Source organism: Streptomyces thermocarboxydus, assembly GCF_024760485.1.
In the GTDB taxonomy this organism is placed as follows: Bacteria; Actinomycetota; Actinomycetes; order Streptomycetales; family Streptomycetaceae; genus Streptomyces; species Streptomyces cellulosae.
In genome coordinates this window covers 6755565-6772502 of record NZ_CP058273.1, presented here as the reverse complement: position 1 = coordinate 6772502, position 16938 = coordinate 6755565, and the positions used below count along the sequence as shown (strand labels likewise).

Annotated in this window: 14 protein-coding genes; 9 read left to right on the top strand and 5 right to left on the bottom strand. The window is 74.4% G+C overall.

Going from position 1 to position 16938, the window contains the following annotated elements; translation table 11 throughout:
- Window positions 1–250: 250 nt before the first annotated feature.
- The 8 genes from AY578_RS30965 to AY578_RS30930 are packed head-to-tail and all read left to right on the top strand — an operon-like array spanning window position 251 to window position 7792.
- A complete protein-coding gene (locus AY578_RS30965; protein ID WP_019527194.1) occupies window positions 251–724 on the top strand; it encodes a (2Fe-2S)-binding protein in 474 nt (157 codons plus the stop codon).
- On the top strand, window positions 721–3090 hold the full coding sequence (locus tag AY578_RS30960; protein WP_019527193.1) for a xanthine dehydrogenase family protein molybdopterin-binding subunit: 2370 nt from the start codon (window positions 721–723) through the stop codon (window positions 3088–3090). Before AY578_RS30965 ends, AY578_RS30960 begins: the two co-directional genes overlap by 4 nt.
- A complete protein-coding gene (locus AY578_RS30955) occupies window positions 3087–3941 on the top strand; it encodes an FAD binding domain-containing protein (protein WP_028958990.1) in 855 nt (284 codons plus the stop codon). Before AY578_RS30960 ends, AY578_RS30955 begins: the two co-directional genes overlap by 4 nt.
- On the top strand, window positions 3938–4837 hold the full coding sequence (locus tag AY578_RS30950; protein ID WP_240800984.1) for an AAA family ATPase: 900 nt from the start codon (window positions 3938–3940) through the stop codon (window positions 4835–4837). Before AY578_RS30955 ends, AY578_RS30950 begins: the two co-directional genes overlap by 4 nt.
- A 5-nt stretch (window positions 4838–4842) precedes the next feature.
- Window positions 4843–5208, top strand: a complete 366-nt coding sequence (locus tag AY578_RS30945) for a hypothetical protein (protein WP_258906545.1) — start codon at window positions 4843–4845, stop codon at window positions 5206–5208.
- A 57-nt stretch (window positions 5209–5265) separates the two neighbouring features.
- Window positions 5266–5943: a vWA domain-containing protein gene (locus tag AY578_RS30940; protein WP_258906544.1), complete on the top strand. Its 678-nt coding sequence runs from the start codon at window positions 5266–5268 to the stop codon at window positions 5941–5943.
- On the top strand, window positions 5936–7078 hold the full coding sequence (locus tag AY578_RS30935) for an XdhC family protein (protein ID WP_028958993.1): 1143 nt from the start codon (window positions 5936–5938) through the stop codon (window positions 7076–7078). The genes AY578_RS30940 and AY578_RS30935 overlap by 8 nt, the downstream gene beginning before the upstream one ends.
- Before the next feature lie 12 nt (window positions 7079–7090).
- Window positions 7091–7792: an SRPBCC family protein gene (locus AY578_RS30930; RefSeq protein WP_136237528.1), complete on the top strand. Its 702-nt coding sequence runs from the start codon at window positions 7091–7093 to the stop codon at window positions 7790–7792.
- A gap of 121 nt (window positions 7793–7913) precedes the next feature.
- Here the strand turns inward: AY578_RS30930 and AY578_RS30925 are convergent, their stop codons facing one another.
- The 4 genes from AY578_RS30925 to AY578_RS30910 form a co-directional block, all read right to left on the bottom strand.
- Window positions 7914–8414 carry a metallophosphoesterase family protein gene (locus tag AY578_RS30925; protein ID WP_026244172.1) on the bottom strand — a complete coding sequence of 167 codons (501 nt, stop codon included), beginning with the start codon at window positions 8412–8414 and terminating at the stop codon, window positions 7914–7916.
- A gap of 114 nt (window positions 8415–8528) precedes the next feature.
- Window positions 8529–8708 (bottom strand): hypothetical protein, encoded by a 180-nt coding sequence (locus tag AY578_RS30920; protein ID WP_136237529.1) that lies wholly within the window; start codon window positions 8706–8708, stop codon window positions 8529–8531.
- 109 nt (window positions 8709–8817) lie between these two features.
- A complete protein-coding gene (locus AY578_RS30915) occupies window positions 8818–9237 on the bottom strand; it encodes a CBS domain-containing protein (protein ID WP_136237530.1) in 420 nt (139 codons plus the stop codon).
- A gap of 83 nt (window positions 9238–9320) precedes the next feature.
- Window positions 9321–11768, bottom strand: a complete 2448-nt coding sequence (locus tag AY578_RS30910; protein WP_136237531.1) for a SpoIIE family protein phosphatase — start codon at window positions 11766–11768, stop codon at window positions 9321–9323.
- A 262-nt stretch (window positions 11769–12030) separates the two neighbouring features.
- Here AY578_RS30910 and AY578_RS30905 point away from each other — a divergent pair, with 262 nt between their 5' ends.
- Window positions 12031–14184, top strand: coding sequence for a SpoIIE family protein phosphatase (locus AY578_RS30905; RefSeq protein ID WP_370879118.1), 2154 nt, complete (start codon window positions 12031–12033; stop codon window positions 14182–14184).
- A gap of 814 nt (window positions 14185–14998) precedes the next feature.
- On the opposite strand, the gene AY578_RS30900 is transcribed toward AY578_RS30905, so the two are convergent.
- Complete coding sequence (locus AY578_RS30900) at window positions 14999–16372, bottom strand: S1 family peptidase (protein ID WP_215047857.1); 1374 nt, start codon at window positions 16370–16372, stop codon at window positions 14999–15001.
- Between the last annotated feature and the right edge of the window lie 566 nt (window positions 16373–16938).

Sequence of the window (16938 nt, the reverse complement as noted above, 5' to 3'; positions counted from 1 at the left end):
GAAGCGTCATGTCCTTCGAAGAGTGGTGAGTTCCTTCCTGGGCGGACATGAACGGTGCGCGCACGGCCTTCTCCTCGCTTCTGGTCGGGTCTTCCGGCAGTGGACCAGACGGGCGGCGGACGCACAACGGATTAATGCTCAACAAAAACCGGCGTCCCGACTCTCGCCCCGTCACGAACCGTCGCCTTAGAGTGACGCGCATCACGTCCGGCGACCGACCGGTATCCCTCGCACGCTTCTGGGAGGGCACATGACCCGTATCTCGGTGAAGGTGGACGGCACGACGTACGAGGACGAGGTGGAACCCCGTCTGCTGCTGGTCCACCATCTGCGCGACCGGCTCGGCCTGACGGGGACGCCCGTCGGCTGCGACACCTCCAACTGCGGGGCCTGCACCGTCGATCTGGACGGGGTGAGCGTCAAGAGCTGCTCGGTCCTGGCCGTCCAGGCCGACGGCTGTGCGGTGACGACCGTGCAGGGCCTGAGCACGGACGGCGAGTGGACGGGCCTGCAGCGCGCCTTCCACGAGCGGCACGCGCTGCAGTGCGGCTACTGCACGCCCGGCATGCTGATGGCGGCCCGTGACCTGCTGAAGGAGAACCCCCGCCCCACGGCCGACGAGGTGCGGCACGCCCTGGAGGGCAACCTGTGCCGCTGCACCGGCTACCAGAACATCGTGCGCGCGGTGCTGGCCGCCGCCTCCGACGAGGAGGTGCGGGCATGACCGAGGGCGCCGTCGAGGCCGAGGTCGGCCGGGCGCGGCTGCGCAAGGAGGACGCGCGGCTGCTCACCGGGCAGACCCACTGGACCGACAACATCCAGGCCGCCGGGATGCTGCACCTGGCGATCCTGCGCAGCCCCATGGCGCACGCGCGCCTGGAGCGCGTCGACGTCTCCCCCGCCCTGGAACTCCCGGGCGTGGTGGCCGCGTTCACGGGAAGCGATCTCGCGGAGGGGATGGGATCGCTGCCGTGCGCGTGGCCGGTGACGGAGGACATGGTGCACCCGGACCATCCGCCGCTCGCCGTGGACGAGGTGCGGCACGCCGGCGACCCGGTGGCGGTGGTGGTGGCCCGCGACCGGTACGCGGCGGCGGACGCGCTGGAGGCGGTCGAGGTCGAGTACGAGCCGCTGCCCGCGGTGCTCGACCTGGAGGCGGCGCTCGCCGAGGACGCGCCGCTGGTCCACGCCGACAAGGGCACGAACCGCTGTTACGACTGGCCGCTCAGGGCCGGTGAGGACTACGCGGCGGTCCGTGAACGCGCCGAGGTGGTCCTCGAACGCCGCTACCACCAGCAGCGGCTCATCCCCAACGCGATGGAGCCGCGTTCGGTCGTGGTCACGCCGCTCGCCGCGTCCGGCGAGTACACGGTGTACTCGGCCACGCAGATCCCGCACATCCTGCGCGTGATGCTCGCCATGGTCACCGGGATACCCGAGCACAAGCTGCGGGTCGTCGCCCCCGACGTGGGCGGCGGCTTCGGCTCGAAGCTCCAGGTGTACGGCGAGGAGGCGATCGCGCTGGCCGTCGCGCGGCGCCTCGGCCGGCCCGTGAAGTGGACCGAGTCCCGCTCCGAGGGGTACCTCGCCACCCATCACGGCCGCGGCATGATCCAGGACGTGGAGATCGCCGCCGACCGGGACGGCAGGCTGCGCGGCCTGAAGGTGGACCTGCTCGCCGACATGGGCGCGTACCTGATGCTGGTCACCCCGGGCGTGCCGATCCTCGGCGCGTTCATGTACCCGGCGATCTACAAGATGGACTCCTACGAGTTCCGCTGCACCGGCGTGTTCACCACCCGCACCCCCACCGACGCCTACCGCGGCGCGGGACGTCCGGAGGCGACGTACGCCATCGAGCGGATCATGGACGAGCTGGCCGCCGAACTCGGCATGGACCCGGTGGAGTTGCGCCGCCGCAACTGGATCCGCCACGAGGAGTTCCCGTACGACTCGATCGCGGGGCTCACCTACGACAGCGGCAACTACGAGGCGGCCACCGACAAGGCGCTCGCCCTGTTCGGCTACGACGAGTTGCGCGAGGAGCAGCGCAAGCGGAACGAGCGCGGGGACACCGTACGGCTCGGCATCGGGGTGTCGACGTACACCGAGATGTGCGGGCTCGCGCCGAGCCGGGTGCTGCGGGACCTGCGGTACGCGGCGGGCGGCTGGGAGGCGGCGAGCATCCGCATGCTGCCCACCGGGAAGGTCGAGGTGGTCACCGGCACCAGCCCGCACGGGCAGGGGCATGTGACGTCATGGAGCCAGATCGCGGCGGACGTGCTGGGCGTGCCGTTCGAGGACGTCGAGGTGGTGCACGGCGACACCCGTGCGGCCCCGCAGGGCATGGACACCTACGGCTCGCGCTCGCTGGTGGTGGGCGGCGCGGCGGTGCACCACGCGGCCCGCAAGGTGGTCGACAAGGCGCGGAAGGTCGCCGCGCATCTGCTGGAGGCGAGCGAGCGGGACCTGGAGTTCACCGGCGGCGTGTTCTCGGTGAAGGGATCGCCGGAGGCGCGGAAGACCATCCAGGAGGTGGCGTTCGAGGCGTTCACCTCGCACGACCTGCCCGACGGCATGGAACCCACGATCAACGCCGAGCACGTGCTCGACCCGGAGAACTTCTCCTATCCGCACGGCACCCATCTGTGCGCGGTGGAGGTGGACACCGAGACCGGCATGACCCGCATCCGCTCCTACGTGTGCGTGGACGACGTGGGCCGGGTGGTCAACCCGATGATCGTCGAGGGCCAGGTGCACGGCGGTCTCGCCCAGGGCATCGCGCAGGCGCTGTACGAGGAGGCCGTGTACGACGACGACGGCAACCTGCTGTCGGGCACGATGGCCGACTACCTGGTGCCGTCGGCGGTGGACCTGCCGGACTTCGTGACGGACCGGACGGAGACGCCCGCCGAGTCGAACCCGCTCGGGGTCAAGGGCGTCGGGGAGGCGGGGACCATCGCCTCCACCCCGGCGGTGGTCGGCGCGGTCGTGGACGCGCTGAGGCCGCTGGGGGTGAGGGACGTGCCCATGCCGTGCACCCCGGAGCGGGTGTGGCGGGCGATCCACGGTGAGGAGGACCCGGCATGATTCCCCCCGCGTTCGACTACGTCCGCCCGCACACCGTCGAGGAGGCGGTGCGGGCCCTCGCCGACGGCGGCGAGGACGCGAAGGTGCTGGCCGGCGGGCAGAGCCTGCTGCCGCTGATGCGGCTGCGGATGGCGTTCCCGCAGCTGCTCGTCGACACCGGCCGCATCCCCGGCCTGCGCGGCAGCCGCATGGAGGGCGACACGCTGGTCGTCGGCGCCATGACCACGCACCACGACGTGCTGCGCGACGCGCTGGTGCGCCGGCACGCCGGTCTGCTGGCCGCCGCCACGGCGACGGTCGCCGACCCGGCCGTACGGCACCGGGGCACCCTCGGCGGGTCGCTGGCGCACGCCGACCCGGCCGCCGATCTGCCGGCCGTGATCCTGGCGCTGGAGGGCGAGCTGGTCGCGGTGGGGCCGCGCGGCCGGCGCACGATCCCCGCCCGCGCGTTCTTCACCGACTACCTGGAGACCGCGCTGGCGCCGGACGAGCTGCTCGTGGAGGTACGGCTGCCGTCGACCGACGGCTGGGGCTTCCACTACGAGAAGTTCCAGAGGGTGGCGCAGGCGTACGCGATCGTCGGCGTGGCCGCGCTGGTGCGGCGCGACAGCGGGAGCATCGCCGAGGCGCGGGTGGGGCTGACCAACATGGGCTCGACCCCGCTGCGCGCACCGGCGGCCGAGGAGGCGCTCGCGGGAGCGGGCGACGCCGCGGCCGTGAAGCGGGCGGCCGGGGAGGCGGCCGAGGGCACCCGGCCGTCGCGGGACACCTCCGCGTCGCCGGAGTACCGGGCGCATCTGGCGCGGGTGCTGACCGGGCGGGCGGTGCTCGCCGCCGCCGGAATGGGGTGAGGCCCATCACCGCCGAGGAGTGGCCGGGCGGCCCGGAGCAGGTGCGGGCCGCTCTGGAGGAGAGGGGCTACCTCGTCGACGAGGGGCTGGCGATCGCGTGCTTCCTGGCACTGCGGCTGCGCCGCCCGGTCTTCTGCGAGGGCGACGCGGGCACCGGCAAGACCGCGCTCGCGTCCGCCCTCGCGGAGGTACTGGACGCGCCTTTGATCCGGTTGCAGTGCCACGAGGGCATCGACGCCTCGCAGGCCCTGTACGACTGGGACTTCCCGCGTCAGCTGCTGCGGCTGCGGGCGTCCGAGGCGGCCGGGGTCACCGACCCGGAGAAGCTGGAGGGCGTGCTGTACGACCGGCGTTATCTGCTCGCCCGGCCGCTGCTGCGGGCGCTGGAGAGCGCGCCGTGCGTGCTGCTGGTGGACGAGATCGACCGAGCGGACGACGAGTTCGAGGCGTTCCTGCTGGAGCTGCTGTCGGACTTCGCGGTGACGATCCCGGAGCTGGGTACGGTGCGGGCGGAGGCGCCGCCGCTGGTGGTGCTGACCTCCAACCGCACCCGTGAGGTGCACGACGCGCTGAAGCGGCGCTGTCTGTACCACTGGTTCGACCACCCGGACTTCGCCCGTGAACTGGCCATCGTGCGGCGGAGGCTGCCGGAGGTCACGGCACGGCTGGCGGAGCAGGTGACGGCGCTGGTGCAGGAGCTGCGGCGGCAGGATCTGGTGAAGCCGCCCGGGGTGGCGGAGACGATCGACTGGGTGCGCGCGCTCGACGCGCTGGGCGCGAGCGAGGTGGACGCGTCCCTGGCGAGGGCCACGCTGGGCTCGGTGCTGAAGTACCGCGAGGACGCGGACCGCGCGCGGGGCCTGGACTTCGCGGCGGTGCTGGCGGGGCGGGGGTGACCGGTGTGGCGTCCGAGGCCGCCGGTGATCCGGCCGCGCTGCTCGTCGGGTTCGCCCGGCGGCTGCGCGCGGCCGGCGCGGAGGTGAGCGGGGAACGGATGCGGGCGTTCCTGCGCGCGACGGAGGCGCTGCGGCCGTGGGCGCGGACGGACGTGTACTGGGCGGGCCGGCTCACCCTGTGCGGCGGCCCGGACGACGTGGCGCGCTACGACCGGGAGTTCGCGGCGTGGTTCGGCGCCGGCGAGCGGGCCGTCCCGCGGAACGCGACCGTCCCGACCGGGAGACCGGGCGTGCCCGAGGAGCAGGCGCCTCGGCTGCCCGCGTCGCCGCCTCCACCGACGTGCTGCGTCACCGGGACGTGGCGGAGCTGAGCGGCGGCGAGCGGGAGCAGGTGAGACGGCTGCTGGCCGCGTTGGCGCTGCGCGCCGGTGCGGCGTCCGGCCCGGCGCGGGGAGACCGACCCGCGCCGCACCGTGCGGGCCATGCTGCGCAACGGCGGCGAGCCGGTGCGGCTCCGGCACCGGATGCGGGCCGAGCGTCCGCGCCGGGTGGTGCTGCTGGTGGACGTCAGCGGGTCGATGGCGCCGTACGCGGACGCCCTGCTGCGGTTCGCGCACGCCGCCGCGCGCGGAGGGCACACCGAGGTGTTCACCGTCGGCACCCGGCTCACCCGGGTCACGCGCGCGATGGCGCACCGGGACCCGGACGCGGCGATGGCGGCCGTGGCCCGGGCCGTGCCCGACTGGCGCGGCGGGACCCGGCTCGGGGAGCTGCTCAAGGAGTTCCTGGACCGCTGGGGGCGGCGCGGGACGGCCCGCGGGGCGGTGGTGGTGCTGCTGTCGGACGGCTGGGAGCGTGGCGATCCTGAGCCGCTCGCCGAGGGGATGCGACGCTTGCACCGGCTCGCGCACCGCGTGATCTGGGCCAATCCGCTGAGGGCGCGGCCCGGTTACGCGCCCCTCGCGGCCGGGATGGCGGCGGCGCTGCCGAGCGTGGACGCGTTCGTCGAGGGGCACAGCCTCGCCGCGCTGGAGCGGCTGGCGGCCGTGGTGCGGGGAGGCCGCCCGCCGGAGGGCACGCCCCGGGAAGGAGCGGATGATGCGTGACGTTCTGCCGGTGCTCGGCCGCTGGTACGCGGCCGGGGCGCCGTTCGGACTGGCCACGGTCGTCGGGGTGAGCCGCAGCGCGCCGCGCGACCCGGGCGCGGCCATGGCGGTCGGCCCGGACGACGAGGTGGTGGGCAGCGTCTCCGGGGGCTGCGTGGAGGGCGCGGTGTTCGAGCTGGCGCGGGAGGTGGTCGCCGACGGCGAGGCGCGCCTGGAGACCTTCGGCTACAGCGACCAGGACGCCTTCGCGGTCGGCCTGACCTGCGGCGGCGAGATCACCCTGCTGGTGCGGCCGGTGACGCCGGAACTGGACCCGGCGTTCGGTGAGGTCACCGCGTCGGTGGCGGCGGGCGAGCCGGTGACGGTGGCGACGGTCACCTCGGGTCCCGCGCGGCGCGGCGCCACCCTCGCCGTGTGGCCCGACCGGGTCGCCGGCACCCTCGGGACGGCGGGCCTCGACGTGGCGGTCACCGCGGACGCGCGCGGCGGACTCGCCCTCGGCGCCACCGGGCTGCGCCACTACGGCCCCGAGGGGCAGCGGCGTGAGGACGCGGTGGAGGTGTTCCTGCAGAGCTTCGCCCCGCCTCCCCGCATGCTCGTCTTCGGCGCGATCGATTACGCGGGGGCCGTCGCCCGGATCGGTGTGTTCCTCGGCTACCGGGTGACCGTGTGCGACGCCCGCCCGGTGTTCGCCACGGCCCGGCGCTTCCCCGAGGAGGCGGAGGTGGTCGTGGAGTGGCCGCACCGCTACCTGGCGGACACGGACACCGACGACCGCACGGTGATCTGCGTCCTCACCCACGACCCGAAGTTCGACGTGCCGCTGCTGACCGAGGCGCTGCGCCGCCCGGCCGCGTACATCGGCGCGATGGGCAGCCGCCGCACCCATGAGGACCGTGCCGCGCGCCTGCGGGAGGCCGGGCTGACCGAGGCGGAGCTGTCCCGGCTGCGCTCCCCGGTGGGCCTGGACCTCGGCGCCCGTACGCCCGAGGAGGTGGCCGTGTCCGTGGCGGCCGAGATCGTCGCCCTGCGCTGGGGCGGCTCGGGCGCGCCGCTCACCGCGACCCGGGGTGCGGTGCATCCGCCCCGGCCGGCCGCCGGTCCGGCCGCCGCCCCGTCCGACGGCCCCGCCTGACAGGAGGAAGTCATGGAGCTGCGTCACGAGTTCACCGTGCCCGTCCCGGTCGACGACGCCTGGAGGGCCCTCCTCGACATCGAACGGGTCGCGCCCTGTCTGCCGGGGGCGACCGTGGAGGAGTTCGACGACAAGACGGTGACCGGGTCGGTGCGGGTCAAGGTGGGCCCGGTGACCGTCACCTACAAGGGGACCGCGGTCTTCGAGGAGCGGGACGAACAGGCCCGCCGGGTGGTGCTGGTCGCGGGCGGCCGGGACGCTCGGGGGCAGGGCACGGCCCGCGCCACGGTCACCGGCACGCTGAGTGAGCGAGACGGGGTGACGGCGGTGACCGTGCACACCGACCTGACGGTGACGGGGCGGCCCGCGCAGTTCGGGCGGGGCGTGCTGAGCGAGGTGGGCGAGCGCATCATCGGCCGGTTCGCCGCGTGCCTCGCGGAGCGGCTGAGGGAGCGGGCGGACGAGACTCCGGAGGAGCCCACGGCCGCCGACGAGGCTTCCGAGCAGCCCACGGCCGCTGGCAACAAGGGGCGCGCGGAGGTCACGACCCCGCGGCCCGCGTCACAGGAGCCGCTCGACCTCCTGCGCACCGCGGGACTGCCGGTCGCCGCGCGGGCCGTCGCGGCGCTGGCGGCGGTCGTGGCGGTGGCCGTGTCCGTGCTGCGGATGCGGCGACGGAACGCCCGGAAGAAGAATGTCGGCCGGGGTGTGTGAGCCGGATGGGTACGGGTAGTCGCCACGTATCACCTCCGATCGCTGGAAGGGGGTCCGTGGAAGAGTCGCATCTACTCGCAGCGCCCGGGCCGTTTCCACCGAGGCGAAGCGGTCCGGACCGTCAACGCGGCGGCAGCCGGTGGAGGGCCACCTCCATGAGCAGGCCGTCGTCGGCCGTGGCGGTCATATAGGTGCAGTGGGGCTGCCGGCGGCGATCCGTCGGGGACCCCGGATTGAGCAAGCGAAGTCCCGTGGGAGCCGTGGTGTCCCACGGGATGTGACTGTGTCCGAACACGAGCACGTCGAGATCCGGGAAACGCTCGGCGCACCGTTTCTCCCGCCCCTGCGCGGGGCCGGTCTCGTGGATCACCCCGAAGCGCAGCCCGCCGAGTTCCGCGCGGGCCACCTCGGGCAGCCGGGCGCGCAGGGCTGGGCCGTCGTTGTTGCCGTACACGGCGAGGAGTCTGCGGCTGCGGCTCTCCAGCAGGTCGAGGGTGTCGGTGTCGACCCAGTCCCCGGCGTGCACGACGACGTCGGCGCGGGGGATCTCCTCCAGCAGTTGCTCGGGGAGCTTCTTGGCGCGTTTCGGCAGGTGGGTGTCGGACATCAGGAGCAGACGCACGGTGGGCAGCCTAGAGGGCGGGAGTGGTGAAGGGCGCGTGCACGCCGCCGGGCCTCGCACCCTGGGGGCTGCGGGCCCGGTGAACGGCGACGGGGGTCCGGTCCGCCTCGGGGGTCAGTCCTCACCCCGCACGATGTTCTCCTCGGCCGCGACGAGCGGGGCGGCCGGTGTGGTGTCCCGGTCGACCGCCGGCAGGCAGGTCCGCAGCGGCTCCTGGCCACGCAGTCGCCGTGCGCGCGCCCAGCCGGTCTCCGGACGCCGGGTCCGGGGCTTGTCAGTGCTCTCCGCGATCACGTCGCATCAACTTCCTTCTGTGGTCACCGGCGGGCCGGGTCCCCCGGTGCCGCCGGGGCCAAACACCACGAGCGGAAAAATGTGCAACTTCGGCACAAACGCGGAGACTTCACGTGTTCGGACGGGCGGCGCCGATGTCGGCGAGCGGGGAGTCCGGGTCACGCTCCAGGGTGACGTCCCCCAACGACAGGACACCGACCGGGTGTTCGCCGTCGACCACCGGGACGCGCCGCACGGCGTGCTCACGCATCAGCCGCACCGCGAGGTCCAGCTCGTCGTCGGGCCCCACGGTCACCAGCTCCTCGCTGCACGCGCGGACCACGGTGGTCTCCTCGGGGTCCACGCCGTCGGCGACCGAACGCACCACCAGGTCCCGGTCGGTGACCAGCCCCCGCAGCCGCCCGTCGTCGGTGACCAGCACGGCGCCGAGGTCGTGGTCGCGCATCAGGCGCGCGGCCTGCGCGACGGACGTGCACGGCCCGACGGACATCGGTGCGGCGGTCATGAGGTCGCGGACGTACTGGGCCATGACGGTTCCCTTCCCTCGGCTCGCCCGGCCTCCTCGGCCGGCTCGGTGAGGGGCGGGTACCCGCCGCGCGGCGGGCGGCACCGTCAGCGCCGTACGGTGAACTCCGCCCAGACCTGTTTGCCGCCGCTCACCGGCAGGGTGCCCCAGGCCGCCGACACCGCCTCGACGAGGAGGATGCCGCGGCCCCCGGTCGCCTCCCAGCCGATGCTGGTGGGCTTCACCGGCGAGCGCGGTGAGGAGTCCGCGACGGCGATGCGCAGCCGGTCCCCGATCAGGGTGAGGTCGAGGCGGACCTTGCCGTCGGTGTGCACCAGGGCGTTGGTGACCAGCTCGGACACGGCGAGCAGCGGCGCGTCGATCTCCTCGGTGACGCCCCAGGAGCGCAGGGTGCGCCGGGTGAAGCGGCGGGCGTGGCCGACCGCCTGCGGGACCCGCCACACGGTCCAGCTCTCCCGCAGCGGGCGGGTGTCCATGCCGTCGTAGCGCATCAGCAGCAGCGCGACGTCGTCGCTGCGGAGCGCCTTGCCGAGCAGCGCGTCCGCGACCGGCCCGAGGTCGGCCGGGTCGGCGGCCCCGACCTGCCGGGCGAACCGCTCCATGCCCGCGTCGATGTCCGAGTCGGGCGACTCGACCAGGCCGTCCGTGGTGAGGGCGATCAGCGTGCCCGGCTGGAGCCGCAGCGGGTTCATGGGGAAGTCGCACTGCCGCACCACCCCGAGCGGCGGACCGCCCTCCGCCTCGGCGATCTCGGTACGCCCGTCCGGGTGACGCAGCACCGGTGGCAGATGCCCGGCGCGCACGCACCAGGCGCTGCCCTCCTCCATGTCGACGTCGACGTAGCAGCAGGTGGCGAAGAGGTCGGTCTCCAGGTCGACGAGGAGCCGGTTGGCGTGCGAGACCACCACGTCCGGGGGATGGCCCTCGACGGCGTAGGCGCGCAGGGCGGTGCGCATCTGCCCCATCAGGGTGGCGGCGCCGGCGCTGTGTCCCTGGACGTCGCCGATGACGAGGGCGACGTGGTTGTCGGGCAGCGGGATGACGTCGTACCAGTCGCCGCCGAGCTCGAGGCCGGCGGTGCTGGGCAGGTAGCGGGCGACGGCTACCGCGCCCGGCAGCCGGGGCAGCCTGCGCGGCAGCAGCTGGCGCTGGAGCATGCCGACCAGTTCGTGCTCGGCGTCGAAGGCGCGCGCCCGCATGAGGGCCTGCCCTGCCAGGTTGGCGGCGGCGGTGAGCAGGGTCCGCTCGTCTGCGCCGATGTCGTGCGGGGCGTCCCAGCCGACGAGGCAGGCGCCCGCCATGCGGTTGCCGGCGGGCAGCGGCAGTACGGCGAGCCCGCCCGGGCCGACCTCGGCGAGCGCCGGTTCCAGCGGGGAGCCGGCCGGCCATATCGCGGGGCGGCCCTCGCGCAGCGCCGCGGCCAGGGTCGGCATGGTGCGCACGGGAGCGTCGGGCCACTCGGTGCGCCACTCCGACCGCCACACCTCCGGCCAGGCCTCCGGCTCGGGCGGGTCGAGGACGGTGACGACCAGCCGGTCGCTCTCCAGCTCGGCGAGCGCGATCCGGTCGGCGCGCAGCGGGCGGCGCAGCGCGGCCACCACGGCCTTGCCGACGTCCCGCACGGTGACGGCGGTGGACAGGGCGGCGGCCAGGCGCTGCACCCGGGCCACGTCCGTGACGTCGGCGCGCAGCTTGGAGGCGTCGGTGACGGTGCCGACGAGACGGGCCGGGCGTCCCTCGCCGCCGTGCTCCAGGCGGCCGCGCAGCCGCAGCCACCGGGGCGGTCCGTCGGGCTGGAGCACCCGGAACTCCAGCTCGCGGTCGCCGATCGTCATGTGGTCGGCCTCCACCACGGACATCAGCGAGGGCAGGTCCTCGGGGACGGTCAGGCCCAGCAGGGTCTCCACCCGTCCGTCGAAGTCGTCCGGGTCCAGTCCGAACAGCTCCAGGACGTCGTCGTGCACCCGGACCCGGCCGGTGTCCATGGCGAGGCTGAAACCGCCCGGCGGCAGGTCCGCGCCCTCGGCGGTGACCGGCGGCTCGGGGAAGGCGACGGCGTCGGCGACGAGGCCGAGGCACGCCCGGTCGTCGGCGTCGAAACCGCCGGGCCGCTCGCTCACCGCGAGCAGACACCCGCCGCCGTCGTGGCGCACGGGCAGCGCGGCGAGGTGGAACTCGCGGCGGGGCGTGCGGCGGGACTGGGACTGGGCGGCCAGGTCCCTCGGGCCGAGCCACACCGTGCGTCCCCGGTGCGCCTCGGCGACCGGGGTGTGGCCGGCGGCGGAGTAGCAGTCGCGCACCCCGCACAGGGTGCGGGGCAGCCCGGCGGCCTCCGCCAGGCACAGCAGCTCGCCGTCCTCGCCGAGGGTGTAGAAGCCCGCGAAGGCGGCCCCCGCGAAGACGAGTGCCTGCTCCAGGACGCGGCGCAGCCGGTCGGGCGCCTGGGGGTCGGCCGCGATCGCGCTCAGGGCACCTTCGGCGCGCAGCGTTCTCGTGCTGCGTCCCGCAGCGCCCTCACCGACCACGTTGGCCATTACAGCGCTAAAGGGTCACGGGCGCAGCCCCTGTGCGCGAACGGCGCGCGGCTGGGCCGCACCGCTTTCCACGCGGGGTCGCGCCCTGCGCGCGGTTCGCGCCCTGCGCGCGGTTCGCGAACCCGCGGCGGGACATGGCCGGGGCCGCCCGGACGTCCACGGGGCCTCCGCCCCGGACCCCGCTCCTCGAACGCAGGAGGGGCTGTTTCTCGCCTTACGGCCCTCTTACGGGGTACGTGCAGGGTGCGGGCCGTGCGAGGAGGTGGTCGGCGTGTCCGAGGGACAGGCGTCCGCGTCGGCGCGCGCCCCCGTCGGCCGGCCCCTGCTGTCGCTGACGCTGGCCGCGCTGATGGACGAGGTGCACGCCCACTCCGGCGCCGTGTACCTGCTCTCCCCCGACCAGCCCGTGCTGGAGATGGCCGTGATGGCGGGCCTGCCGCGCGCCTTCGCCGCGCCGTGGGAGCGGGTCGCGCTGAGCGCGCCGCTGCCCGTCTCCGACGCGGTGCGCGAACGCCGGCTGGTGTGGGTGGGCGGCGGGGAGGAGATGGCGCGTCACTACCCCCGGATCGCGATGGTCCTCCCCTACCCCTTCTGCCTGGCCGCGCTCCCGGTGGCGACGGGGTCGACGACGTACGGCGCGGCCTTCGTGACCTGGCCGGCCTCCCACCCGCCGGAGCTGTCGGAGTGGGAGCGTGAGCACCTCACCGCCGCCTGCGACCGGCTGGCGGTGCGGCTGGAGCGGGCCGCCGAGCACAGCCTGACCCTCGCGCACGAGCCGGACCTGCTGGCCGCGCCGGTGGTGGGCGGGGTGGCCGGCTCGCTGGGCACGGTGGAGGCGGCGCGGATGGTGTCCCGGCTGCCGTACGGGCTGTGCTCGCTGGATCTGCACGGGCGGGTCGCGTTCGCCAACAACGCCGCGTCCGACCTGCTCGGCGTGGCGCCGGACCGGCTGCCGGGCGCGCATCTGTGGGCGGCGGTGCCGTGGCTGAACGACCCGGTGTACGAGGACCGGTACCGGGCGGCGCTGTTCAGCCAGCACGTCACGTCGTTCGTCGCGCTGCGGCCGCCCGACACCTGGCTGTCCTTCCGGCTGTACCCGAGCACGACCGGAATCAGCATGCGGATCACCAGGGCCCGCGCGGTGACCGAGATGAACCGTGCGGTGCCGCCGCACCCGGGCGTCGGCACGGACCGGCTGGTGACCATCACGCAGGTGCTGAGCCTGGCCGGGTCCCTGACGGAGGCGGTCGGGGTGCAGGACGTGGTGCAGCTGGTCGCGGACGAGATCGTGCCGGCGGTGGGCGGCCAGGGCCTGGTGGTGCTCGGCTCGCGCGGGGGCCGGCTGCGGGTGCTCGGGCACCGCGGGTACGCAGAGCCGGCGGTGGTGGAGCGGTTCGACGGGCTGCCGCTGTCCGAGCCGACGCCGGGCGGCCAGGTGCTGCGCACCGGGGTGCCCGCCTTCTTCGAGTCACGGGAGGAACTGGAGCGGCTGTACCCGGCGCTGCAGACGGATCCGTCGGAGTTCTCGGCGTGGGCGTACCTGCCGCTGATCGCCTCGGGCCGCCCGGTGGGCACGTGCGTGGTGTCGTACGGGGCGCCGCACCGGTTCGCCACGGAGGAGCGAGCGGTGCTGACGAGCCTCGCGGGGCTGATCGCGCAGGCCCTGGAGCGGGCGATGCTCTACGACGTGAAGCACCGGCTGGCGCACGGGCTGCAGGAGGCGCTGCTGCCGCACACCCTGCCGGCGCTGGAGCGGATCGAGGCCGCCGCCCGGTATCTGCCCGCCACCCGGGGGATGGAGATCGGCGGCGACTTCTACGACCTGGTGCCGACCGGGGGCGTGGCGGCGGCGGTGATCGGGGACGTGCAGGGGCACAACGTGACGGCGGCGGGGCTGATGGGCCAGGTCCGTACGGCGGTGCGGGCGTACACGGCGGTGGGGCAGGCACCGGACGAGGTGATGCGGAGTACGAACCGGCTGCTGCTGGACCTGGGCGCGGAGCTGTTCGCGAGCTGTCTGTATCTGCGGCTCGACCCGGTGCGGGGGCGTGCCGTGATGTCGCGGGCGGGGCATCCGCCGCCGCTGCTGCGCCGGCCCGACGGGCGGGTGCGGGTGCTCGACCTGGCCGGCGGGCCGCTGCTGGGCATCGACGGCACGGCGGCCTATCCGTCGACGGAGGTGGCGCTGCCGCCGGGTTCGCTGCTCGTGCTGTACACGGACGGTCTGGTGGAGTCGCCGGGCGTCGACTTCGAGGACGCCCTCGCCGAGCTGTGCCGGCGGCTCACCGAGCTCGGCGACCTGCCGCTGGACGACCTGGCGGACGCGCTGATGCGGCACGGCCCGCACTCGGCGGACCGGCTGGACGACACGGCGGTGCTGCTGCTGAGGTCCCTGCCGCGCCGACCGGCCCCGTGACACGGGGGCTGCGAAGGCGCCCTTCAGGGGCGCGGGGAACTGCGCGACCAGCCACGGACGACCCGCACCCGGCGCCGCAGAGGTGCCGCCGCGCCCACCCTCCCCCACTCTCGGCTTCGCTCGAGCGGGAGGTACCCCCATCGCCCTGGGGACACCCGTGCCGCCCTGGGAGGCACGACTGCCCGCAGCTGGGACGTCCCTCAGGGGCGCGGGGAACTGCGCGACCAGCCACGGACGACCCGCACCCGGCGCCGCAGAGGTGCCGCCGCGCCCACCCTCCCCCACTCTCGGCTTCGCTCGAGCGGGAGGTACCCCCATCGCCCTGGGGACACCCGTGCCGCCCTGGGAGGCACGACTGCCCGCAGCTGGGACGTCCCTCAGGGGCGCGGGGAACCGCGCGACCACCCATGGACGACCCGCACCCGGCGCCGCAGAGGTGCCCCTGCGCCCACCCTCCCCCGCTCTCGGCTTCGCTCGAGCGGGAGGTACCCCCATCGCCCTGGCACACCTCCCAGGCCCGTAACACACCGGGGTGGCACGACTGCCCGCAGCTGGGACGTCCCTCAGGGGCGCGGGGAACTGCGCGACCAGCCACGGACGACCCGCACCCGGCGCCGCAGAGGTGCCCCTGCGCCCACCCTCCCCCACTCTCGGCTTCGCTCGAGCGGGAGGTACCCCCATCGCCCTGGGGACACCCGTGCCGCCCTGGGAGGCACGACTGCCCGCAGCTGGGGCGGTGGCAAGCACGCGCCAAGAAGGGAGCCCCCGGCCCGCAACGGCCGGGGGGCTCCTCACGCACACGGGAGCGTGCGGGTCAGTGTGTCCGGGTCGGCCTGGAGTCCCGGCCGGAGTGACGGCCGGAGCCCGTACCGTCCTGGTCCTGCGCGTCCTGTCCGCCCACGCCGTCCTGCCCCGCGCCGGCGTCCTGGCCGCCCGCCTGGTCCTCGGCGCCCGCCTGGTCACCGGCCTGGTCTCCGGCTCCCGCCTGGTCGCCCGCGCCTGCCTGTCCGTCACCGGCCTCCTGGCCCGCGCCCTGCTCCTGGCCGCCCTCCTGGCCGCCGGCGCCCGCACCGCCGTCGCCGAGGGTCGCGCCGACCGCCTCCAGGGCGGTGGTGACGGGCTGGAAGAAGGTCTCTCCGCCGACCGTGCAGTCGCCGCTGCCGCCGGAGGTCAGGCCGATGGCCAGACCGTCCTGGGTGAAGAGCGAGCCGCCGCTGTCGCCGGGCTCCGCGCACACATTGGTCTGGATGAGCCCGGTGACCGTGCCCTCGGGGTAGTTGACGGTGGCGTTCAGGCCGAGCACCTGGCCGTCGGCGAGGCCGGTGGTGCTGCCCATGCGGAACACCTGCTGGCCGACGGTGGCCTCGGCGGCCTGGACGATCGGGACCGTCTGGCCGCCGACGTTCACCTCGCTCGGGGCCTCGGTGGCCGGGTCGTTGTAGGTGAGCAGCGCGAAGTCGCCCGCGCCGGGGAACAGCGCCTGGTCGACCGTCGCGATGGGTTCGCCGCCCTGCTGGTCGGACCACTCGTCGCCGGCGGCGGCGCAGTGTCCCGCGGTGAGGATCGCCGGACTGCCGTCGCCGGCGGTGACGTTGAAGCCGAGCGAACAGCGGGCGCCGCCCGCGAAGATGGCGTCGCCGCCGGACGCGAAGGTGCGGAAGGTGCCGGCGGACTTCTTGAGGGTGGCCATGCCGGAGCCGAGGCTCTCGACGGTGGACTCCAGTTGGTCCCACTTGGCGCCGGTGACCGTGCTGTCCGCGGTGACGAGGATCTTGTTGGTGCGTGGGTCGACCGCCCAGGAGGTGCCCGGAATGGACGCCTCCGTCTTCAAGGTGCCTGCCCCGGCCTCGAGTTCGGCCATGCTGTTGTCGACCTCGCGGACCTCGGCGCCCGCGCTGCGGACCGTGAGGGCCAGATCGCCCTCGCCGCGCACCACGTTGACGACGAGTCGCTTGTCCTCGCCGTCGTACCAGGCGCCCGCGTAGGCGTCGCCGAGCATGCCGGAGAGCCGGGTGGCCAGGTCCGAGGCGTCGCCCGCCTTGAGTGTCTTCGGCGCGGCCGCGACGCCGTCCGACGCGCCGTCCTGGGACGCGTTGGCGTTGGGGAGGAGGATCGCGGCGGCGCCGAGGGCCACCACACCGCCCACCGCTATCGCGGCCTTGCGCTTCGGGATTCGCTTGTGACTCAAACTTCTCGACCTCCTGGGGGGACCGGAGTCGTGCCGCCGTCCGGCGGCGGTTCGGGGCGCCTGGACGGTCGTTGGTACGCAAGGGAGTTGAGCGGTGTTCAACGCATCGACGGCGGTCACCTTCCGCTTATGGCCGGGAACGCTCGGTGTTCGATTCCTGGTTGAATCCCGGCTTCGGCGAATCTGCACACCGAATACTCAACCCGGTCACCTGACCCGCCGTCCGTTCACAGGTCGCGTATCCGCGACACGCCTTTGCGGCCGGTGTGTCGCATTCCGGCCGGGGGGTGCAAGCGGCCGGATGCGTCGATGCCGTGGCCCATGTGAAGAACTCGCTGCCGAGGCGTGCGCCCGTCTGCACGGTTGGGTGCCTCCTGGGCGCAAGTTGCCTGGTGGGACGCGTGAGGGATTGGAAGCGGCCGGTCGCCGCGTGCTTTGATCCATCGCACCGCAAGGCCGTTCCGGGCTCCCGGCGACGGGCGCTCGGAGCGCCCGCGGTCGCGGCCTTCATCTGTCCCCAGAGGGGGGCCGCTCCCCCCTTGTGAAAGTCCATACGAAGGGAAGTT

Excerpts from the sequence above, each read along its gene's own strand:
- AY578_RS30965 (WP_019527194.1), top strand. The coding sequence starts at position 251 with ATGACCCGTATCTCGGTGAAGGTGGACGGCACGACGTACGAGGACGAG.
- AY578_RS30960 (WP_019527193.1), top strand. The coding sequence starts at position 721 with ATGACCGAGGGCGCCGTCGAGGCCGAGGTCGGCCGGGCGCGGCTGCGC.
- AY578_RS30955 (WP_028958990.1), top strand. The coding sequence starts at position 3,087 with ATGATTCCCCCCGCGTTCGACTACGTCCGCCCGCACACCGTCGAGGAG.
- AY578_RS30935 (WP_028958993.1), top strand. The coding sequence starts at position 5,936 with ATGCGTGACGTTCTGCCGGTGCTCGGCCGCTGGTACGCGGCCGGGGCG.
- AY578_RS30930 (WP_136237528.1), top strand. The coding sequence starts at position 7,091 with ATGGAGCTGCGTCACGAGTTCACCGTGCCCGTCCCGGTCGACGACGCC.
- AY578_RS30915 (WP_136237530.1), bottom strand. The coding sequence starts at position 9,237 with ATGGCCCAGTACGTCCGCGACCTCATGACCGCCGCACCGATGTCCGTC.
- AY578_RS30910 (WP_136237531.1), bottom strand. The coding sequence starts at position 11,768 with ATGGCCAACGTGGTCGGTGAGGGCGCTGCGGGACGCAGCACGAGAACG.